Below are 20098 nucleotides of genomic sequence, written 5' to 3' on the forward strand. Positions count from 1 at the left end.
GGATCTCTCAGTCGGGCGGCAACCGTTCCGGTCGCCGCCCGACGAGATCAGTGGATCTCCGAAGCCTGGATCTCCGGCGCTTGGTGCTCGCGGGTGACCTGCCGTGGCAGCGTCGGAGCGCCCTCGCGGGCCGCCAGAGCAAGCTGCGTCGCGCTGAACTTGGCACGCTCGGCAGCCACCTCGTCGGGCAGCTCGAATGGCGAGCGGAACGGGAAGTACTGAGGCAGGAAGTCCGCCATCATCGCCGCTTGCTCGCTCAGGGCCACGGCCGCCGAGTCGGTGTCGTTGAGGCAGAAGACGTCACAGTGGCGGCGGGCCAGCAGGAAGGCCAGCTGCACGGGAGTCGACGGGTGCGCCAGGTCGGCGTAGGTGTACTTGATCGAACCGGGCACCGCCCGCTTCGTCAGGTACGACCAGTAGTGCTGCAGCGACGACGGGATGGACAGGTCGCCCGGGTGCCGGAACGGGTGCTCGGCGGTCTGCCGCACCTCGTCCGGCAGCCACTTCTCGATCTCCTCGAGAACGCTCTTCTGCAGCGTGTACGGCACGTGCTGCATCTTCTGCGTGATGCTGCGGTCGAAGCGGTCGGCAATGTGCCGGCGGTTGTTCTTGCCCGCCGCCGTCACCGGCGCGTCGAAGATGGTGGCCGGACCGGCGTCGAGCTGCGCTTTCGACTGGAAGAACTTCGCGATGCCGTTGCCGTGGAAGAACGCTTCCGGCGAAACCGGGCGGCCCAGGAACATGTCGTCGTTGAAATAGATGAAGTGTTCGGACAGGCCGGGGATCCGGTGCAGCCGGGACTCGATCGCGTGCGAGTTGAAGGTCGGCAGCATGCCGGTGTCACCGAACAGCTCGCGGTGGCTGACCACGGTGAGCCGCGGGTCCGAGGTGTCCAGCCAGGCTGGGATCTGGTCGTCGGTGACGAGGAAGATCTTCCGGACCCAGGGCGCGTACGACGCGATCGACCGCAGCGAGTACTTCAGCTCGTCGCGGCTGATGAACCGGGACGCGTTCGTCGCGATCGTGTTGATCTGCTCGTGGCCGAACGCGGCGAGCGAGGTGTTCTTCCGCGCGACCCAGTCGGGGTCGTTGCCGTCGACCCAGGTGTAGACCACGTCGATCGGGAAGCGGACGTCCTCGGCCGGCACCATCGCGAACTCGGAGCGGGTGCGGTAACGCGGTTCGTCGTCCTCGATCGAGAGCATCGGGTTCAGCGCGACCGGCGGGACCTGGCAGAACTCCGCCTCGGCCGGCAGTTCGTCGGCCACCGAGTTGCGGCGCGGCGCGACGATCGTGTCGGGGGCGCCACCCTCACCCTTCACGGTCTTCCAGAACTCGATCTCGCAGGCCGAGCCGCTGCCGAGCACCGTGGTGCCGTACGGGCTGGTGACCGGGAAGTAGACCTGGACGCCGGTCTTGCCGCGACCGGACGAGAAGCCGAGGTCGTTGACCTCACCGGTGCGGATCTGGGCGCCGGCGAGCTGGTTGTCGGCGCGCAGCGCGGCAAGCGTCCGGTCCCGGTCGCGCCGGTTGACCGCGACGGCGCTGTGCAGGTTGTTGATCGGGCGCAGGTTGAAGTACTCGATGCCGGCGCGTTCGAGCACGGCGACGACCGAGTCCAGGTTGTGCTGCCATGCGGCGGCCGGCGTCATGTCGGGCACGACGCGCGCGGAGACGGCCTCGCCCGCGTCGCGGACGGTGACCATCGAGCCTGGCGCTGCGGGCTTGGGCAGCGGCCGTTGCCTGGTGAGGCGACGGACCAGCCAGAGTTGCCGGTTGGGCGGAAGGAGTTCCACCAGCTTGAGCCGGTAGTCCTTCGGCAACAGCCGGTAAAAACGAAGCGCGATCATGCAGCACCCAGCACTGTCGCCATGGCGAGCAGCGACGATCGCCGGCTCGCAAGCCCGTCAAAGTCCTTCGAAGACACCTCAGCCTTCCCCCCGTGCACCGCTGTATCGGCCGGAGGTCGACGTCTGGCGCCGATGGTCTTGGCCGTAGCGAGTTGCCAGGGTAGTTGGCTGAGCTTCGCGAAACAAATCCATGTATGGTAGGTGGCCGGTCGGTTACAGAGCGCTGGTGCTAATAGACCCAGACGCGAGTCTTGATCGGGATTTCGTCGTTCGACCATAGCCAGTTCATCGCCGATATCGACACACGGGCGCACCCGTGTGATGCCGGATAGGCCGGAACGCTTGGCGCACCGTGCACCGCGATCCCGCCGTTGAAGTATTTCGGCCGCCACAGCATGCCGAGTGGAGCGTCGCGCCAGCCGTCGATCTGCCGGCTTACCTTGAACTTGCCGCGAGGGGTGTCCGCGAGATAGGTCTCGCCCTCCTGCTCGTAGTACTCGTTCGAACCGGTCGACGTGTTGAAGATCTGCTCGACCTGACCCTCGTCCACCAGCAGCAGAAGCTGCCGTTTCAGGTCGATCTCCACGAACTTTCCGGTGGTGGAGCGCGCTTTCGGGCGGACGCCCGTGTCGAGCGCCTGCTGCGTCTTGGGCCCGACGACGCCGTCACGGCCCACTTTCGCCGCTTTCTGCAGCGCGAACACCGCCTGCTGGGTGGTCGAGCCGAACTTGCCGTCGGCCTTCCCGTTCCAATACCCCAGCTCGGTCAGCCTGTTCTGCAGCGCGAGCACCTCGGCGCCTTTGGCGCCTGACTTCAACTTCTTGGCGGTGGTCGCGCTGGGTGCCACAGTCGCGCTGGGTGTCACAGTCGCGCTGGGTGCGGGCGCTGCGGCTGAGGGATCTGCCGGACCAGCAGACGACGACGGTACGGGTGAAGCACCCCCGTTGGCCGAAGGATCTTCCGTCTCCGGATCGGCGGAGTCGCAGCCAGCAGCGAGGATCGACGCCGTCACCACGGCGACCGTGATCGCCAGGAATTTCCGCACCGGTTCCTCCCTCCGTCACTGCTGGTGGCCGTCAGTGTAGAGACGTATGTCCACTTGATCCACCGAAGATCACCGATTGATCACCCGCCAGGGTGGATGGCCGGAGATGTTTTCACAAAAGAGCCGAGTAGTCTTTGGCTATGTCATGGAAGGCGAGCTCGCGGCACGGCGTCCGAGAAGCGCCGGGTGGCTTCGCGCTCGTCCAGGAGCTGCTGAACACTCGCGGCACGATGTCGTACGGCGCTGACCTGCTCGGCACGGTCGAGGACGCCCAGTGGTGGGTGACCGACACGCTCGGCAGCTGGTCGCGGGTTTCCGGCCTTCCGGCGCCGACGCTGCTGCTCTCCTCCGGCGACCTGCGTTCGCTGCGCCGGCTGCGGGCCGCGTTCGAGCAGGTGGTCCTCGCCGGGGCGAACCCGGAGCGGGACGGCGCCCTGCCCCCGGCCGACGTGCAGGTGAGCCTGGTCCCGGACGCGGATGGCTGGGTTCGGATGGTGCCGACCGGCCGGGGCACCCGGTGGTTCGCGTCGGCGCTCTGGGCCGAGGCGCTCGCGGCTCAGCAGAGCGGGCTGTGGCCCCGGCTGAAGCTCTGCCACAACGCGGCCTGCCGCGCGGCGTTCTTCGACACCTCACGCAACAACAGCGGCGTCTGGCACGACGTCAGCACCTGCGGCAACACGGCGAACCTGCGAGCGTTCCGGGAGCGCCGCCGGTTGCTCGGGCACACCGGCGGCCAGCAGGTGGGTGTGCCGGGCGGCCCAGAAATGGGCTGAACCCGCCGGGAACCGAACGGCCGCGCGGGGCGACTATTGATGCATGGCATGTGAGCGGTGGCGCGAGATGCTTTCCGCGCAGTTGGACGGCGAGGACGACCCGGCCCTGCGGCCGCTGGTCGACGAACACCTGGCCGGGTGCGCCGGCTGCCGGGACTGGCTGGACCGGGCGGCGGCGGTGAACCGCTTGACGCGTACTGCTCTGGTGCCCTCGGTGCCGGACCTGAGTGACGCGATCCTGGCCGCCCTGCCCCCGGTGGCTCCGCCTGTGCCTTCTGGCAAGACTGTGCCCTCGGTCAAGACTGTGCCTTTTGTCAAGAAAGCGGTGCGCCGGCTGCCGGTCGCCACACTGCTTTATATAGCGCTGGCGCTGGTCGGCACGGTGCAGCTGATCCTCGGGCTGACCCAGGTCGGCGGTGGGGTGAGCGCCGGGCACGACCACGCCGGGCTGGACGCGACCCCGGGGCACCTCTGGCACGAGTCAGCCGCCTGGAACGTCGCGGTGGGCGCTGGTTATCTCTTCATCGCGCTGCGCCGGACCCGGCCGACCGGCCTGCTGCCGATGCTCACGGCTTTCGTCGCGATGCTGCTGCTTCTCTCGGTCAACGACCTCACCGGCGGCCGGGTCGACGTGACCCGGCTGGTCGGCCACGGCTTCGTGATCCTCGGTTACCTGCTGGTGATCGCGCTGTCGCGTGGCGCCGGGGAGATCGCCCAGCCGCCCGGCCGGCGGGCCGGCGTGGGATGGCGGGCCCGGTTCGACACGGTTTCCTTCGACACCGGTTCCGAGGGGGGGACCGAGCCGCAAGTCAGGCCGGGGCTGCGGTTGTTGCCGCCGTCTGGCCCGCTCACCGCGCGGCAGGTCTCGCACCCCGGCGATCAAGCGGCCTGATCAGCGAACCGGCGGGCGGACCGAGAGCTCGCGCCACTCGTCCGGGCCGTTCAGCAGGGAACGGACCAGGTCCAGCGCGGCGTCCTCGCTGTTGAACTCGAAGAAGTGCGAAGCGCCGTCGGAGCCACCGGCGCGCTGCTCGACGTACCACTGGTCGCCGCTGACGCGTAAGTAGACATCCTTGCGGGCCAGCCGCCCCCACTTGCCGTTCCACCAGTGCTTACGCTGCTCCATCCCGGCACTGTATCGAACAAATGTTCGAACAGTGCCGGGTGGGGCGATCTTTTTCGGTACGTGTCAGCGCGGGGGCTCCGCGTGACGGCCGAGAACCTCGTCCAGGGCGTTGTTCGACACCTGGTGACCCTGGCCGCGCAGCAGCGCGTCGCGGATCTCGGTGAGCAGCTTGACCTCTTCGCTGGGCGCCTTCGGCGGCGGCTCCTCGCCACGGCGGCGACGCTCGGCCAGCTTGTTCAGCGGCATGACCACGAGGAAGTAGAGCACCGCGGCGGTCAGCAGGAAGGTGATCAGGGTGTTGATGAAGGCCGCGTAGGTGAATTCCACGCCCTTCGCCGGCGACACGGAGCCGGCGAGTTCACCGGTTCCACCGGAGATCCACTTGATGAGGGGCTCAAGGAAAGACTTGGTGAAGCTGCTCACGACAGCGGTGAAGGCAGTGCCGATCACCACGCCGACCGCGAGGTCGACGACGTTGCCGCGCATGATGAAGTCTTTGAAGCCTTGGAACATCTTGCTCACAGGCACTCCCGGGGGGCCGAAGTTTTCCTCCGGCGACGGACGTGCCCGTCACCGGTCGGCGACAAACTACGCCGACCGGTCCGATCGCGGGAATTTCGACGCGCGGGTGGCGTCAGTCGAGCACCGGCTCCTCGGCCGTGACCGCCTCGTCCACGGTCGGGTAGGTGTGCAGGACCTCGACCAGGCCACTTACCTCAAGGATGCGCAGAACGCCTCGCTGCGGCGCGGCCAGGCGGACCGTGCCGCCGGCGTCGTCGGTGCTGTTCTTCGCCCGGACGAAGACCGAAAGACCGGTGGAGTCGCAGAAGGACACCTCGGCCAGGTCGAAGATCAGGCGGGTCCGGCCCTTCTCCAGCAGGTCACTGATCTGATCCTGCAGTTGGGGGGCGGTCGCCATGTCGAGCTCGCCAGCCACCGAGACGACGACCATGTCGCCGCGCTGCTCTGTTTGTACCGTCAGGGACATTCGCCGACCTCCAGTTATTGCTGAACGGTACTCCAGGTACCCGGGGATGCGCAGAACCGGACCGGGCTCCCCCGGTCCCTATATTTGGTCTACAGCAAGTAACGGACCTTCTGATGGTAAAGTCCGGCCGTTGTGCACGGTTCATGTGGTTGGGGAGGCAGCGGTGCCGCTGAGTTCGGACGAGGCGAGTCGCTTCGCCGACCTGCTGAAGGAGCACGCGGAGTCACTGACGGCCCGATGGGTCGAGCTGGCCGGCGCGAGCCTGCGGGGCCGGTTGAGCAGTGCTGAGCTGCGGCGACAGCTGGATGATCTCCGGAAAGGCTTCGAGCAGGCCTTGCGATCCGGCTCGGTGCACCTGACCGACGAGGGGTCGGCCGAGCTCCGTGCCCAGCTCGCCGAGATCTCCGGCCATCGTGCCCGCCAGGGCTTCAGCGCCAACGAGACCGCGGTCAGCGTTTTCGCGCTCAAGGACGCGGTGCTGGATGCGCTCGGTGACGGTGACGACGCGGGCACGCTGCGCGATTACGTGGCGTTCTCCGCCTTCGTCGACCGGGCCGCGCTCTTCACCTTCGACAGTTACGTGCAGGTCCGCGAGTCACTCATCGCCGACCAGGCCGAGCAGCTGCTGGAGCTCTCCACCCCGGTGGTGAAACTCTGGGACGGCGTCGTGGCGGTGCCGCTGGTCGGCACGCTCGACTCGGCCCGCGCCCAGGTGGTGATGGAGCGGCTGCTGCAGACCCTGGTGGATACCGGGTCGCCGTACGCGATCATCGACATCACCGGTGTGCCGGCCGTTGACACCCAGGTGGCGCAGCACGTTCTCAAGACCGTGGTGGCCGCCCGGCTGATGGGCGCCGACTGCATCATCTCCGGCATCCGGCCGCAGATCGCGCAGACCATCGTGGCGCTCGGCATCGAGTTCGGTGACATCGCCACGAAGGCCTCGCTGGCCGACGCGCTGCGGTACGTGCTGAGCAAGACCAACCGCTCGCTGAACGCCAAGCGGACGGAGCGCTGACGTGGAACGTGTCCCGGTCCTGAAGATCGGCGACATCCTCCTCGTCTCGATCCAGATCGACATGGAGGATCAGGTCGCCCTGCAGTTGCAGGAGGACCTGGCGGATCGGATCGTGGCGACCGGCTGCCACGGCGTGATCATCGACATCAGTGCGCTCGACATCGTCGACTCCTTCGTCGGCCGCACGCTCGCCACCATCGCGTCCGTCTCCCGGGTGCTGGACGCCGAGACCGTCGTGGTCGGCATGCGTCCCGCGGTGGCGATCACCCTGGTCGAGCTGGGCCTGTCGCTGCCGGGGATCCGTACGGCTCTGAACGTGGAGCTCGGCATCGAGCTGCTCGCCCGCTCACGCCAGGACGAACTCACGGATCTCGACTTCGACGAGGATGAGCCCGACGAGGCAGCGGTAAGCACGTCGTGAGCGACGAGGACCAGCGGCTTCCGGTCACGACCGATCAGGACGTTGTCCGGGTCCGTCAAGCGGTGCGTACCCTCGCGGTCGCGGTGAAGCTTTCCTTGGTGGACCAGACCAAGCTGGTCACCGCCGCGAGCGAGCTGGCACGCAACACGCTTGTGTACGGCGGCGGCGGTGAGGTCGTGGTGACCCGCGTGCAGAACGATCGCCGGGCCGGCATCAAGATCGTTTTCGCTGACGAAGGACCGGGCATCGTCGACCTGTCCCTCGCGCTGACCGATGGATACACCACAGGTGGTGGTCTCGGGCTCGGTCTGAGTGGCGCACGTCGCCTCGTCGACGAGTTCGACATCGATACCGAACCGGGTAAGGGCACCACCATCACCATCACCAAATGGTGCCGATGAGCGGAGGCACGGTGGCGTCGATGCCCGAAGGACTTCTCTCCGAAGGGGTCTGGTTCCGGGTCGACGAGGCTGTGACCGCCGCTTCGGTACGCCGGGCCGCCGAACGGCTCGCCGCCGACCTGGGCATGCCGGAACGCCGGATCTCGGACCTCTCGATCGTCGCCGCGGAGGCGGCCGGCAACCTCGTCAAGCACGCCGACGAGGGAGTGATACTGGTCCGGGCGGTCCGCACCGCGGAGCAGGCCGGCGTCGAGATCCTTGCGATCGACCGCGGTCCCGGCATCGCTGACATCGACCGGGCGATCGGCGACGGGCACTCCACGGCCGGCACCCTGGGCATCGGGCTCGGCGCGATCCTGCGCCAGGCCAGCCGATGGGACATGCACTCATTGCCGGGCAAGGGAACCGTCCTGGCCGTGCAGGTCTGGCCGGACGCGGCCCCGCCGGAGGCCTGGGTCACCGGGCTGACCCGGCCACTGACCGGCGAGCAGGTCAGCGGTGACGCGTACGCGGTCCGTGAAGTGGGTGACCGGCGGCAGGTGCTGGTGAGCGACGGTCTTGGCCACGGCGGTCTCGCTGCCGCGGCGTCGCAGGAGGCGGTGCGCACCTTCCTCTCCGGAACGTTCACCGGGCCGACCGGCGCGGTGGAGGCCCTGCACCGGGCACTCGGGCACACCCGTGGCGCCGCCCTCGCGGTCGCCGAGCTGGACTCCCGTGCCGGCGTGGTCCGGTACGCCGGGCTGGGCAACATCTCCGGCACCGTGCTGGCCCCGGACGGCACCCGGCGCGGCATGATCTCGATGCCCGGCATCGCGGGCCACCAGCGCCGGCAGGTACGGGAATACGACTATCCAATGGTCCCGGGATCGATCGTGCTGATGCACACTGATGGCGTGGTGGATCGCTGGACCGCGGCCGACTATCCCGGCCTGCTCGCCCGCTCGCCCGCGGTGATCGCCGCGACGGTGCTGCGCGACGCCGGTACGCGCCGGGACGACGCCGGCGTGCTGGTGGCGCGGTCGTCATGACCGGGCCGACCGGCGAGTCGCTGATGAGCATGCGCCTGCGGATCGAGCAGGACATCTTCGTGGTACGGCAACTCGGCCGGGAGGTGGCGCGCGCCGTCGGCCTGGAGTCACAGGACCAGACCCGGTTCGCCACGGCCATCAGCGAGGTCGGCCGGGTGTTGCTTGCCGAGGGCCCGGACACCGAGGTCGCGTTCAGCGTTCGAACGTACGGGGTACCTACTCTGCACGTGACGATGGCGCATCCGGCCTCCGCTGAGGCGGGCCAGGTGGCCGGGCAATTGCAGCAGGTCGGCCGGCTGGTCGACACGATGGAGGTCGACGATGGTGGCTCCGGAACAGTCGTACGGATGGCTCGGCGCCTGCCGGCCGGCGCTCCTGGATTGACATCCGCTCGCATGGACGAGATACGCGCTGGGCTGTCCCAGCACGTTCCCGGAACCCCGCTCGACGAGCTGGCGGCGCAGAACCAGCAGCTCATCGCGGCGCTGGACGAGGTACGTGCGCAACGCGACGACCTGGCTCGTCTCAACGCCGAGCTGGAGGAGACCAACCGCGGCGTGATGGCCCTCTACCACCAGCTCTCCGAGGAGCTCGAAGAGACCAACCGCGGTGTCGTGGCGCTCTATGCCGAGCTCGACGAGAAGTCGGTGCAGCTGCGCGCCGCGAGTGAGGCGAAGAGCCGGTTCCTGGCCAACGTGAGCCATGAGCTGCGCGCGCCGGTCACCGCGATCATCGGGTTGGGCCGGTTGCTCACCGACTCCGGCTCGGACGACCTCACCGACGAGCAGGACCGCCAGGTCGAACTGATCCGCGCCTCGGCCAGTGACCTGCTGACCCTGGTCAACGGCTTGCTGGACCTCGCCAAGGCGGAGGCCGGCCGGATCGAGCCGAACTGGTCGGACGTCGACCTCAAAGCGGTGTTCGGTCAGCTCCGCGGCACGCTGCGGCCGCTCGCCACCCGGCCCGAGGTGGACTTCGTGGTCGACGAGCCGTCGGTGCCGTCGCTGCGCTGCGACGACGTGCTGCTCGCCCAGGTGCTGCGTAACCTGCTGACCAACGCGCTGAAGTTCACCGAGTCCGGCTCGGTGCGGCTCAGCGTGCGCCGGGTCGACTCCGACGTCGAGTTCACTGTCGCCGACACCGGGACCGGCATCCCGCCGGAGTTGCACGAACGAATCTTCGAGGAGTTCTTCCAGGTGCCCGGCAGCAAACCGGTGAGCGGCCGGGGCACCGGCCTGGGCCTGCCTTACGCCCGCAGGCTGGCCGGCGTCCTCGGCGGTGGCCTGTGGGTCGACTCGGTCCCCGGCACGGGCAGCACCTTCACGCTGCGGCTCCCGGCCTCATGAGCGACATCCCGCGCGCCGGTGTGCAGCCCCGGGTGCAGGCCACGGTCCTTGTCGTCGACGACAGCGCCACAAAGCGATACCTGCTGGTCAGCTGGCTGACCCGGGCCGGTTTCACGGTGCTGGAGGCGGAGACCGGCGGCGAGGCGCTCAGCAGACTGCTGGAGATCGAGGCCGACCTGGTCGTGCTCGACGTGAAGCTTCCGGACATGAGCGGTTTCGAGGTCTGCGAGCGGATCAAGACCGACAAACGGTACGGGGTTCTGCCGGTCATCCACGTCTCCGCGCACGCCGTCGACGTGAACGACCGCACCCAAGGGCTGAACCGGGGTGCTGACGCGTACCTGATCGAGCCGATCGAGCCGGACGAGCTGATCGCGACGTCGCAGGCCGTGCTCCGCTATTACCGTGCGCGGCGCCGCGCCGAGCAGCTCGCCGAGCGGATGGTCCGGCTCGCCGAGACCACCCTGGCGATCAACTCGGCGTCGACCCTGCAGGCCCTGCTCGCCGCGGCGGCCGAGGGCGCTTTCGACATCTTCGGCGGTTCGGTCGCGGTCGTGGCGGAGACCTCCGAGGGCGAGAGCCTGGTCGCCGCCGGCAAACCCGCGACGGTACGCCCGTGGGCGGTACCCGAGCACAACGTGGCCGTGGGCTCGCTGGTCCGCACGGACGAGCCGGCGGACTGGGACATGGTCGACTGGCCGGCCGGCGAGACCGTCGCGGTCGCCGCGGCCCGGCTGCGCCCCGACCGGCCGCCGGTGTACGTCGCCGCCGCGGGCAGCTCGCAGAACCCCGGCTTCCCGGTGCTGCGGCAGCTCTCCCAGGCGGTAGCGGCGGCCGTGGAGGCGCAGCGGTCGTTCGACGAGGAGCACCGGATCGCGGTCACCCTCCAGCGCAGCCTGCTGCAGTCCGAGCTGCCGAAGGTGCCGGGTGTCGAACTCGCCGTCCGGTACGAGCCGGCCGGCGCGCAGACCGAGGTCGGTGGCGACTTCTACGAGCTGACCATGCTCGGCGGCGAGCTGCTGGTGGCGATCGGTGACGTGGCCGGGCACTCGCTGCACGCCGCCACGGTGATGGCCGAGCTGCGGCATGCGGTTCGGGCGTACGCGGTGGAGGGGCATCCGCCGGGCGCGGTGCTGGAGCTGGTCAACCGATTCATGCGTACCGTGCTGCCGCACGACTCGGCGACGCTCTGCCTGCTCACCCTGGACCCGGCCACCGGGCGGATCCGGATGGCCAGCGCCGGTCACCTCCCGCCGCTGGTGCACGTCGACGGTGAGGCGACGTTCCTGGCGCCGCGCGGGCCGCTGCTCGGCATTGACGCGCCGCGCCGGGCCGAACTCGAACTGACCCTGCCGCCCGGCGGCACGCTGGTGCTGTACACCGACGGGCTGATCGAGCGGCGTGACGCCGACATCGACGTCGGTCTGGGAGCGCTGAAGGCGATCGCGAGCGAGGTCGAGCCGGATCTCGATGCGTTCTGCTCCCGGCTGCTGAGCCGGCTCGCCGGCCCCGGTGAGCAGGCTGACGACATCGCTGTGGTGGCGCTGCGTCGCAGCGCCTGATTTTCCTATTGGGGGATGTAACCCTCCTTCGATAGCTTGACGCCAGCTATTCACTCGATGAATAGTACCGGGCATGTCCACCGCACACGTCCTCCTCGGGCTGCTGGCCAGTGGCCCGAGGCATGGTTACGACCTCAAGCGGGAGCACGACGAGCGGCTGCCGCAGGCCAAGCCCTTGGCGTACGGGCAGGTCTATTCGACGCTCGGCCGGCTGGAGCGCGACGGTTTCGTGAAGCAGTCCGGCCAGGACCAGGAATCCGGCCCGGAGCGTACGTCCTACACGCTGACCGACCTCGGCCGTGACCGGCTCGACGCCTGGCTCGACGAGGTCGAGCCGCCCGCGCCGCACGTCACCAGCGCCCTCTTCAACAAAGTCGTCGTCGCGCTGCTCGCCGCCGACGCCGACCGCGCACGGCAGTACCTGACCGCTCAGCGCTCCGCGCACATGACCCGGATGCGCGAGCTGACCGTCTCCAAGACCACGCCCGGCACGACGGTCGGCGATGTGATCGCCGCCGATTACGCCATCGGGCACCTCGACGCCGACCTGCGCTGGTTGCAGACAACCATGGCCCGCGTCGCCGACCTACAGAAGGAAGTGAGCTCATGAGCGCACCCCTGCTGACCGCCACCGGGGTTCACAAGAACTACGGGAACACGCCGGCTCTGCGCGGCGTCGACTTCAGCATCTCGGCCGGCGAGATCGTCGCCGTGACCGGCCCCAGTGGCTGCGGCAAGTCGACACTGCTGCACTGCCTCGCCGGCATCCTCCCGGCCGATGCGGGCGAGGTTCGCTATCGGGACCAGGACATCGGGCTCTGGTCCGAGGCAGCCCGGTCCCGGCTGCGTCGCAGTGACTTCGGCGTGCTGTTTCAGTTCGGGCAGCTGGTGCCCGAGCTGACAGCATCCGAGAACGTCGCCCTCCCGCTGCTTCTCGCCGGTTCGGGGCGGCGAGAGGCGCGGGAGGCGGCGCTCGGATGGCTCGACAAGTTCGGCGTGGCCGATCTCGCCGACAAGCGGCCCGCCGCGATGTCCGGCGGCCAGCAGCAGCGCTGCGCGGTGGCCCGGGCCCTGGTCACCGAGCCGCAGGTGGTGTTCGCCGACGAGCCGACCGGTGCGCTCGACCAGCTCAATGGCGAGCAGGTGCTGGGCGCGATGGTCCAGGTGGTGCGCGAGCAGGGCGCGGCCGTCGTGCTGGTCACCCACGAGGCCGCGATCGCCGCGTACGCGGACCGGGAGATCGTGCTCCGCGACGGCGCTGTCGACCCGAGCGGTCTAGGGGTGGCACCGTGAAGTTCTCCACGCTGGCTCGCCTCAGCCTCGCGGGGAACCGTACCGACCGGCTGCGTACCGTGCTGACCGCGGCGAGTGCGGCGCTCGCCGCGCTGGCCCTGCTCGCCGCCGCGACCGTCGCCTCGATCACCGGCGGTGCCTGGCTCGACTCACCGACCGGCCTGCGGACCCTCGGGCCCGGCACCGAGCAGTACGCGAGCCCGCTGCTCTACGAGGCAGGGCTGCGGCCCGGGGTGATTTTCGCGCTGGTGGCGCTCGCGCTGCCGATCCTGGCGCTGGCCGGGCAGTGCATCCGGCTCGGCGCTCCGGCCCGGGACCGGCGGCTCGCCGCGCTGCGCCTGGGCGGGGCCACTCCGGGCCAGGCCGTGCTGATCGCCGGCGCGGAGACCGCGGTGGCCAGCCTGCTGGGATCGGTCGCCGGATTCGTGCTCTTCCTGGGCCTGCGGGAGTTGCTGGACTTTCGCTCTGCTGACGGGCGGCTCTGGCTCCCTGTCGACCAGATGCCGAATGTGTTCCTGCTGGTCGGGGCGTTGCTGCTGGTGCCGGTGCTGGCCGGCGCGATCGGCGTGCTGCTGATGCGGCGCGTCGTGATCACCCCGCTCGGCGTGGTCCGGCGAGTACGCGAGGACGGCCCCGGACCGTGGCCGGGCATCCTGATCGGCGTCGGCCTGGTCGGGTTCATCGGCCCCGACCTGCTGCCGGACGGCTGGCCGGGCGGCTGGGAGGTGCCGGAGTGGGCGCCGCTGGTCTTCATGGGCGCCGGGGTGCTGCTGGTGATGACCGGGGTGGTGCTCGGCGTCGGCTGGATCTCGTACACCGCCGGGCGGCTGCTGCGGCGGTTCGGCCGGGGGCCGGCGACGCTGCTCGCCGGCGGGCGGCTGATGGCCGACCCGTGGAACGGCAGCCGGACCCTCGGGGCGCTGCTCGGCGCACTGGTGTTCGGCGCCGGGACGCTCGGGTTCCGGGCCATGCTCGCCGCCGACTTCGAGGCCTCCGAGAAGTACAGCCGGTTGACCGACCCGACCGGCCTCGGTTCCGGGTACGACACCGAGTTCTATTTCGGCGCGATCCGGCTGGTCATGGTGGCGGTCTCGGTGGGGATGGCGGTCGCGGCGGCCGGCGTGCTCGTCGTGTTCGTCGAGGGGATCGTGGCCCGGCGGCGGGCGTACGCGGCGCTCACCGCGGCCGGGGTGCCGCGCCGGACGCTGAGCGCGGTGCTGCTCTGGCACACGTTCGTGCCGCTGGTGCCGGCCGTACTGCTCGCGCTCGGTGCCGGAGCGTCGCTGTTCCGGATGACCGGTACCGAAGCGCGGATGGGTGGGACCACCGAGGTGTGCATCGACCCGGCGGCGGACTTGGCCACCTGTGCGACGCAGACCCTGGTCGAGCCGGGGGTGGTGGTGCCGATCCAGATTCCGTTCGACGGGCTGGCTCTGCTCGGCGGGGGAGCGCTGCTCGCCATGCTGGTCGTGGTCGGTGTCGGTGCGGCGGTGCTGCGGACCAGCACGGATCTTGAGGAACTCAGGATCGGCTGAGTTCGGGGCTTTTCGGGGCTTTTCGGGGCTTTTCGAGATTTTCTCGCGCTTTTGGTGGGCGACGGCCTTGCGCCCGCATCCGGGCCGGATGCGGGCGCAACGGCCTTGAGTGCATCCGAGGTCGCTGGGACTCTCGGGTGCCTATTCGGTTGCGCGTATCAAAGAAGGTTTTTCTAGATGGCCTTGGTCGAGTCCAAGATCCAGGAGAGCACGAAGGCCTCCTCTTTCCAGGCGTCGTAACGGCCGCTCGGGCCGCCGTGGCCGGCGCCCATCTCGGTCTTGAGCAGGTATTGCCCGTCGGGGGCGACCGAGCGCAGGCGCGCGACCCACTTGGTCGGCTCGTGGTAGAGGACACGCGTGTCGTTGAGGCTGGTCACCGCGAGGATCTTGGGGTAGTCGAGTTTCGCCACGTTCTCGTAGGGGCTGTACGACTTCATGTACGAGTAGACCTCGGGGGATTCGAGGGGATTGCCCCACTCCTCCCACTCGGTGACCGTGAGCGGCAGGCTCGGGTCCAGGATCGAGGTCAGCGGGTCGACGAACGGGACCTCGGCGACGATCCCGGCGAAGGCTTCCGGAGCGAGGTTCGCCACCGCGCCCATCAGCAGGCCACCGGCCGAGCCGCCGCGCGCCACCAGGCGTGACGCCGACGTCCAGCGGGCGCGGACCAGGGCCTCGGCGCACGCCACGAAGTCGGTGAAGGTGTTTTTCTTGGCGAGCATCTTGCCGTTTTCGTACCAGTTACGGCCGAGCTCGCCACCGCCGCGCACGTGCGCGATCGCGAAGACCACGCCCCGGTCGAGCAGGCTCAGGCGGGCGATCGAGAAATAGGGGTCGATCGAGTGCTCGTAGGAGCCGTATCCGTAGATCACCGCGGGGTTGTCGCCGTTCTTCACGGTGTTCTTGCGCGCGACGATCGAAATCGGGATCTTCGTGCCGTCCGGAGCGGTCGCCCACTCGCGGAACTGCTCGTAATCGGCCGGGTCGTAACCACCGAGCACCGGCTTCTGCTTGCGCAGCGTCATCGCCCGGCTGACCAGGTCGACGTCGAAGACCGACTCCGGGGTGACGAGCGAGGTGTAACTGATGCGTACCGAGCTGGTCTCGTACTCCGGGTTGCCAGCCAGCCCGACGCTGTAGATCGGCTCGGGGAAGGGCATGTCGTACGCATCGGTGCTGCCGTCGGTCATCACCCGCAGGCCGGTCAGGCCGGCACGGCGCAGCGAGACCACGACGTGCCGGGAGAACGCGTCCACCGACTCCAGGCGGGTGCCCGGGGTGTGCGGGATCAGCTCCACCCACTCGCCGGGGTTGTCCACCGACGTGCAGGCCAGCGCGAAGTCCTCGGCGTCCCGGTTGTGCAGGATCAGGAACCGGTGGCCGTGGTGGTCGATGGTGTATTCCACGCCCTGGACACGCTCGGCGATCAGGGCCGGCTCGGCCGTGGGCTGATCGGCCGGGATCACCCGCACCTCGGAGGTGATCTTGCTCTGGGCGTCGACCACGATGAACTTCTCGCTGCGGGTCAGGTCGACACCGACCCAGAAGCGCTCGTCCGGCTCCTCGTAGACGAGGGTGTCCTCAGTTGCGCCGCCGACGATGTGCCGCCAGACACGGTACGGGCGCCAGGCCTCGTCGACCGTGATGTAGAAGAGCACGCTGCCGTCGGCCGACCAGGCGCTGCCGTAGAAGGCGTCCTCGATCTCGTCGGCCAGGACTTCGCCGGTGCGGAGGTTCTTGACCTTGAGGGTGAACCGTTCGTCGCCGGCGAAGTCCGTCGAGTACGCCAGCCAGTTGCCGTCCGGGCTCACGTCGAACGTGCCCAGCGCGAAGAAGTCCTGGCCCTCGGCGAGCGCGTTGCCGTCGAGGAGGATCTCCTCACCCGGCTTCTCGGCGTCCATCGGCGGGGCGGTCTCACCGGGTTTCGCCGGGACGCGGCAGTGGATCCCGTACTGCTTTCCCTCGACCGTGCGCGTGTAGTACCAGAACGCGCCCTTGCGGCTCGGCACCGACAGGTCGGTCTCCTGGGTGCGGCTGCGGATCTCCTGGAAGATCTTCTGCCGGAGATCCTCCAGGTGCGCTGTCGCCCGCTCGGTCCAGGAGTTCTCAGCCTCCAGGTACGCGATGGTCGCCGGGTCGTCCTTTTTCATCAGCCAGGCGAACTCGTCGGTGACCGTGTCGCCGTGGAAAGTCCGCTCGGAGGGCGACTGGTGTGCGGTAGGAGGCGCTTCGATCGTCACCCGAAACACGTTACCGGCCGATTGGTCCGCCATGAGTTTCTTACACACGCCGACTCCGGTCTTTCGAACATGTGTACGATATGCCAGAGTGGACGATCTTCAGGGGGTCTCTAACTCCGTTAGGGGGAGGCATCGGCGTGAGTGATTCCCTTCTCGATGCACTCGTGGACATCTGCGGTCCGGGCTTCGCGCGCCCGGCCCGTACCGTCGACCAGGTCACCGGTCGCCGTGCAGGGCTGGTCGCGCAGCCTGCCACGGCGCCGTCGCTGGCCGCCGTCCTGCGGCTCGCCGCGGCGCGAGGGCTGTCGTTCCGGCCGCGCGGCGCCGGCACCAAGATTGATTGGGGTGCGCCGCCGCCCAGCCTCGACCTGATCGTGGACACCGCCCGGCTGAACGGGATGTGGGACCACCACGACTCGACCGCGGTCGTCGCCGCCGGCACACCGGTCTCCGCCGTGCAGGCCGCGCTCGCCCTGCGTGGCCAGCGACTCGCCGTCGACCCGCCGTCGGTGGGCGCCACGGTCGGCGGGATGCTCGCGGTCAACGAGTCCGGGCCGCTGCGGCACCGGTTCGGCAGCCCGGCTTCACAGACCGTCTCGGTCGACTACGTCTCCGCCGTCGGGGTCGAGGACGAGTCCGACGGTGAGGACGGCCGCCCCGGCATCGCCGAGATCGACGGGGTGATCACCTCGGCGGTGCTCCGGCTCGAACCGTTGCCGCCGGCCCGCAAGTGGGTCGGTCGCAGCGTGTCCACGCCGGCCGAGGTCGACGAGTTGGTCGCACACACGCTGGAGCTCTCACCCAGCGCCATCGAGGTCGACCTGCCGGGAGCGGGAGGTGGCGTGCTCGCGCTGCTCCTGGAGGGCCAGGAGCCGGAGGTGGCCGGCGCCGCCGACAAGATCGCCGGACTGTGGGGCGGCGGTGCTGTGGTCGCGTCGTCGGCGCCGTCCTGGTGGGGGCGCTATCCGTTCGGTGCCGATGACGTGGCGCTGCGGATCGCGGTGCATCCGCGCCACCTCCAGGCCGTCGCCTATTCCCTGGGCGACGCGGCCGGGCGGGCCGTGGCGATCCGGGGGTCTGCTGGGGTGGGCACGGTGCATGCCGTGCTGCCGAGCTCGCTGGGGCCGGTCCGGGTGCGCGAGATCGTGGCGGGCATGGAGCACGTGCTGCTGGCCAGGCGCGGCCGGCTGAAGATCGTGTCAGCACCGCCGGAGCTGGCTCCTGACCTCCCGATGTCCAGTCGGCAAGATCTGTTTTAAGCGGGCATTCGGCTTGCTCGGGTTCTGCCATTGGCGGGGTTTTGTGGCGGTTTTTTGGGGTGCGAGGTGCTGCTTGGAGATCTTGTGCGGTTTGGCCGGCTGATCGACCGCGAGTGCACGAGTTTGCGGCGCGGGTGTCGGTGGCATGTCGGTTTCGGGTGTTTTGGGAGTGTTGTGGTGACGTGCTGCCGCGACAGTGGGTGACACGGGGTGTCGGAGCTTGGAGACTCGTGGGTGATCTATGCCCAGGTCTCCAAGGTTCGGCCGACGCGGTGCTTCATAGTTTTGGCGTGGTGAGCGTGGTGCTTCGCGGTTTTGGCGTGGTGAGCGTGGTGCTTCGCGGTTTTGGCGTGGTGAGCGTGGTGCGTCGCGGTTTTGGCGTGGTGAGCGTGGTGCGTCGCCGATCTTGTGGAGTTCGGCGAACCGTTTGCGCATAACTCCGCAAGATCGGCCAGGTCTCTTCGATCTTGCGGAGTTGTGCGGGCACGTCTGCGGGGAAGTCCACAAGATCCAGGCCGAGCCGGGCCAGGCCGAGCCGGGCCGGGCCGGCCCGGCCGGGTCGAGCTGGGCCGGCCGGGTCGAGCTGGGCCGGCCGAGCCGAGCCGAGCTGGGCCGAACAGAGCAGAGCCCGGCGCGGCGCGGCGCGGCAAAGCGGGGCGGAACGAGGCGGGATGGGGCAGAGCGCGGGGTGGAGTGTCTGCGGCGGAGTGTGTCGGCGCTCGGCAGGGCATGACTCTTGCGTCGTGGCTGATTGCGGTGTGTATCGGGAAACCGGGTCAACCTGGCGGATCCGCAGGCCCACCAATTGTTGGGCGATGAGGCCGGTCGCCGAGCGGGACCGCAAATGGCGAAGTCGAGGGCTTGCTGATCGCGTATCCGGCGCGACCGCCAGCGGCCCGACAGCCGCCGCCTGCTGTTTGCCGGCAGGCGGCCTTGTCGGCGGTGCTCGGGTAGCGCTACTTGCGTTGCTACTGCTCGTGCCGCGCTTGGCGTGGGTCAGGGCTTGGCGTGGGTCAGGGCTTGGCGTGGCTCAGGGCTTGGCGTGGCTCAGGGCTTGGCGTGGCTCAGGGCTTGGCGTGGCTCAGGGCGCACATAACGCCACTGTGTGCCTGGGTCGATGTCTCGGCCGTGGTGAAGTCGCACAGACCGCAACTGTGTGACCACATCTACGTCAACCCGAGCATCTGTGCGCTCCCGGCCACGTGCGCCTGGGCCCACCGTGTGCCCTTGACCTCCTCATGCCTTGCCGGCACTGATCGGATGGCTTGCTTCGCCGGCCCTACCTGCGAGAAGAGGGTGGCCGGCCGAGTCAGGGAGGGCGGCCAGTCGCCCTCGGGAGGGCAGCCAGTCAGCACGGAGAAGGTGGCCGGTCACCCTTGGGAGGCGACCAGCCACCCCTCGGGAGAGCGGCCAGTCAGCATGGAGAGGCGCCGGTCACCCTTGGGAGGCGGGCGGTCAGCACAGGGAGGGCGGGTGGTCAGCACAGGGAGGGCGGGCGGTCAGCACAGGGAGGGCGGGTGGCCGGTCAACCCTTGGAGAGTGGTCGGTTGGCGGGCGGAGGGTGGTCGGTTGGCGGGCGGCGGGTGGTGGGTCAGCCCAGGGATGGGATTCGGGTTACTGCTTCGGAGGCCAGGTGGCGGCCCATGCGGGCTACGTCGCCTACCGCGTAGGTCAGGTAGGCGAACTGGCCCACCTCGCGGACCCCGGTCAGGATCAGGTCGTCCATCAGGAGTTTGCTGCGCAGCAGGGGTGCGCCCTCGCCGAGGATGGCCGGTGCGATGCCGAGGATGATCTCGTCGAGCAGGCCCAGGTCGACGAACTGGCTCACCAGGTTGCCGCCTCCGGCCAGCCAGACGTTCTTGCCCTGGGCGGCGACCAGCATGGCCTCGTGGACGCGGCGGACGTCTCCGCTGATCATGAAGACGTTGGCGTCCGGCACGGGCGGCAGATCCCGGTGGGTGAAGACCCAGCACGGTACGTCGCCGTACATGTCGTGCCAGTTCTCCGGTTCCTCGAGCAGGTTGTCGTTCTTCAATACCCACTCGTATGTGGTCGCGCCCATGGCGAACGCGCCGACGCCGGCGAAGAACTCGCCGAACGGGTTGGCGGTGCCCTCGTCAACCTCGAAGAGCCAGTCCAGCGAGTTGCTCTTGTCGGCAATGAAGCCGTCGATGCTGGTGGCGGTGTAGTACTGCGTCTTCGCCATGAGAGAC

19 protein-coding genes are annotated in these 20098 nt (G+C 69.1%); 12 read left to right on the forward strand and 7 right to left on the reverse strand.

Translation table 11 applies throughout. The annotated features are described in order from the left end of the window. Positions 1 to 47: 47 nt before the first annotated feature. Together ACQP2E_RS00825 and ACQP2E_RS00830 are read right to left on the reverse strand one after the other, a co-directional pair. Positions 48 to 1850, reverse strand: a complete 1803-nt coding sequence (locus tag ACQP2E_RS00825) for a stealth family protein (RefSeq protein ID WP_433827977.1) — start codon at positions 1848 to 1850, stop codon at positions 48 to 50. A 229-nt stretch (positions 1851 to 2079) separates the two neighbouring features. Then, positions 2080 to 2862: a L,D-transpeptidase family protein gene (locus ACQP2E_RS00830; RefSeq protein ID WP_433827978.1), complete on the reverse strand. Its 783-nt coding sequence runs from the start codon at positions 2860 to 2862 to the stop codon at positions 2080 to 2082. A 173-nt stretch (positions 2863 to 3035) separates the two neighbouring features. Here ACQP2E_RS00830 and ACQP2E_RS00835 point away from each other — a divergent pair, with 173 nt between their 5' ends. Then, entirely contained in the window at positions 3036 to 3668 is a 633-nt protein-coding gene (locus tag ACQP2E_RS00835; RefSeq protein ID WP_433827979.1) for a CGNR zinc finger domain-containing protein, read from the forward strand. 43 nt (positions 3669 to 3711) lie between these two features. Further along, positions 3712 to 4560, forward strand: a complete 849-nt coding sequence (locus ACQP2E_RS00840; protein ID WP_433827980.1) for a zf-HC2 domain-containing protein — start codon at positions 3712 to 3714, stop codon at positions 4558 to 4560. Here ACQP2E_RS00840 and ACQP2E_RS00845 read toward each other — a convergent pair whose 3' ends face one another. From ACQP2E_RS00845 to ACQP2E_RS00855, 3 genes are all read right to left on the reverse strand, one after another. Continuing rightward, positions 4561 to 4794 (reverse strand): hypothetical protein, encoded by a 234-nt coding sequence (locus ACQP2E_RS00845; protein WP_111651891.1) that lies wholly within the window; start codon positions 4792 to 4794, stop codon positions 4561 to 4563. 63 nt (positions 4795 to 4857) lie between these two features. Next, the gene (mscL, locus tag ACQP2E_RS00850) at positions 4858 to 5307 is read right to left on the reverse strand and encodes a large conductance mechanosensitive channel protein MscL (protein WP_433833711.1); all 450 of its coding nucleotides are present in this window, start codon (positions 5305 to 5307) and stop codon (positions 4858 to 4860) included. Between the two features lie 121 nt (positions 5308 to 5428). Then, positions 5429 to 5782: an STAS domain-containing protein gene (locus ACQP2E_RS00855; RefSeq protein ID WP_360429344.1), complete on the reverse strand. Its 354-nt coding sequence runs from the start codon at positions 5780 to 5782 to the stop codon at positions 5429 to 5431. Between the two features lie 163 nt (positions 5783 to 5945). Here ACQP2E_RS00855 and ACQP2E_RS00860 point away from each other — a divergent pair, with 163 nt between their 5' ends. The 9 genes from ACQP2E_RS00860 (at position 5946) to ACQP2E_RS00900 (ending at position 14386) form a co-directional block, all read left to right on the forward strand. Next, positions 5946 to 6800 (forward strand): STAS domain-containing protein, encoded by an 855-nt coding sequence (locus ACQP2E_RS00860; RefSeq protein ID WP_433827981.1) that lies wholly within the window; start codon positions 5946 to 5948, stop codon positions 6798 to 6800. A gap of 1 nt (position 6801) precedes the next feature. Beyond that, positions 6802 to 7221 (forward strand): STAS domain-containing protein, encoded by a 420-nt coding sequence (locus tag ACQP2E_RS00865; protein WP_433827982.1) that lies wholly within the window; start codon positions 6802 to 6804, stop codon positions 7219 to 7221. Beyond that, complete coding sequence (locus tag ACQP2E_RS00870; protein ID WP_433827983.1) at positions 7218 to 7622, forward strand: ATP-binding protein; 405 nt, start codon at positions 7218 to 7220, stop codon at positions 7620 to 7622. The genes ACQP2E_RS00865 and ACQP2E_RS00870 overlap by 4 nt, the downstream gene beginning before the upstream one ends. Positions 7623 to 7642: 20 nt before the next feature. Next, positions 7643 to 8650 (forward strand): ATP-binding SpoIIE family protein phosphatase, encoded by a 1008-nt coding sequence (locus ACQP2E_RS00875; RefSeq protein WP_433827984.1) that lies wholly within the window; start codon positions 7643 to 7645, stop codon positions 8648 to 8650. Then, positions 8647 to 9996: a sensor histidine kinase gene (locus tag ACQP2E_RS00880; RefSeq protein ID WP_433827985.1), complete on the forward strand. Its 1350-nt coding sequence runs from the start codon at positions 8647 to 8649 to the stop codon at positions 9994 to 9996. Before ACQP2E_RS00875 ends, ACQP2E_RS00880 begins: the two co-directional genes overlap by 4 nt. After that, on the forward strand, positions 9993 to 11558 hold the full coding sequence (locus ACQP2E_RS00885) for a SpoIIE family protein phosphatase (protein ID WP_433827986.1): 1566 nt from the start codon (positions 9993 to 9995) through the stop codon (positions 11556 to 11558). Before ACQP2E_RS00880 ends, ACQP2E_RS00885 begins: the two co-directional genes overlap by 4 nt. A 73-nt stretch (positions 11559 to 11631) precedes the next feature. Then, on the forward strand, positions 11632 to 12168 hold the full coding sequence (locus ACQP2E_RS00890; RefSeq protein WP_433827987.1) for a PadR family transcriptional regulator: 537 nt from the start codon (positions 11632 to 11634) through the stop codon (positions 12166 to 12168). Next, positions 12165 to 12851, forward strand: coding sequence for an ABC transporter ATP-binding protein (locus tag ACQP2E_RS00895; protein WP_433827988.1), 687 nt, complete (start codon positions 12165 to 12167; stop codon positions 12849 to 12851). The genes ACQP2E_RS00890 and ACQP2E_RS00895 overlap by 4 nt, the downstream gene beginning before the upstream one ends. Then, positions 12848 to 14386, forward strand: a complete 1539-nt coding sequence (locus ACQP2E_RS00900; protein ID WP_433827989.1) for an FtsX-like permease family protein — start codon at positions 12848 to 12850, stop codon at positions 14384 to 14386. The genes ACQP2E_RS00895 and ACQP2E_RS00900 overlap by 4 nt, the downstream gene beginning before the upstream one ends. Positions 14387 to 14559: 173 nt before the next feature. Here the strand turns inward: ACQP2E_RS00900 and ACQP2E_RS00905 are convergent, their stop codons facing one another. Then, positions 14560 to 16626: a S9 family peptidase gene (locus tag ACQP2E_RS00905; protein WP_433827990.1), complete on the reverse strand. Its 2067-nt coding sequence runs from the start codon at positions 16624 to 16626 to the stop codon at positions 14560 to 14562. Positions 16627 to 16763: 137 nt separating this feature from the next. Between ACQP2E_RS00905 and ACQP2E_RS00910 the strand changes: the two genes are divergently transcribed. Continuing rightward, entirely contained in the window at positions 16764 to 17885 is a 1122-nt protein-coding gene (locus ACQP2E_RS00910; RefSeq protein ID WP_433827991.1) for an FAD-binding oxidoreductase, read from the forward strand. Positions 17886 to 19476: 1591 nt separating this feature from the next. Here ACQP2E_RS00910 and ACQP2E_RS00915 read toward each other — a convergent pair. Then, entirely contained in the window at positions 19477 to 20091 is a 615-nt protein-coding gene (locus ACQP2E_RS00915) for a dihydrofolate reductase family protein (RefSeq protein ID WP_433827992.1), read from the reverse strand. Positions 20092 to 20098: the final 7 nt, after the last annotated feature.

It is taken from the genome of Actinoplanes sp. CA-015351, from assembly GCF_050955685.1.
Lineage (GTDB): Bacteria > Actinomycetota > Actinomycetes > Mycobacteriales > Micromonosporaceae > Actinoplanes.

Coding starts and splice junctions, on each gene's coding strand:
- ACQP2E_RS00825 (WP_433827977.1), bottom strand. CDS start 1,850: ATGATCGCGCTTCGTTTTTACCGGCTGTTGCCGAAGGACTACCGGCTC.
- ACQP2E_RS00835 (WP_433827979.1), top strand. CDS start 3,036: ATGTCATGGAAGGCGAGCTCGCGGCACGGCGTCCGAGAAGCGCCGGGT.
- ACQP2E_RS00840 (WP_433827980.1), top strand. CDS start 3,712: ATGGCATGTGAGCGGTGGCGCGAGATGCTTTCCGCGCAGTTGGACGGC.
- ACQP2E_RS00845 (WP_111651891.1), bottom strand. CDS start 4,794: ATGGAGCAGCGTAAGCACTGGTGGAACGGCAAGTGGGGGCGGCTGGCC.
- mscL (WP_433833711.1), bottom strand. CDS start 5,307: ATGTTCCAAGGCTTCAAAGACTTCATCATGCGCGGCAACGTCGTCGAC.
- ACQP2E_RS00855 (WP_360429344.1), bottom strand. CDS start 5,782: ATGTCCCTGACGGTACAAACAGAGCAGCGCGGCGACATGGTCGTCGTC.
- ACQP2E_RS00875 (WP_433827984.1), top strand. CDS start 7,643: ATGCCCGAAGGACTTCTCTCCGAAGGGGTCTGGTTCCGGGTCGACGAG.
- ACQP2E_RS00880 (WP_433827985.1), top strand. CDS start 8,647: ATGACCGGGCCGACCGGCGAGTCGCTGATGAGCATGCGCCTGCGGATC.
- ACQP2E_RS00885 (WP_433827986.1), top strand. CDS start 9,993: ATGAGCGACATCCCGCGCGCCGGTGTGCAGCCCCGGGTGCAGGCCACG.
- ACQP2E_RS00890 (WP_433827987.1), top strand. CDS start 11,632: ATGTCCACCGCACACGTCCTCCTCGGGCTGCTGGCCAGTGGCCCGAGG.
- ACQP2E_RS00895 (WP_433827988.1), top strand. CDS start 12,165: ATGAGCGCACCCCTGCTGACCGCCACCGGGGTTCACAAGAACTACGGG.
- ACQP2E_RS00915 (WP_433827992.1), bottom strand. CDS start 20,091: ATGGCGAAGACGCAGTACTACACCGCCACCAGCATCGACGGCTTCATT.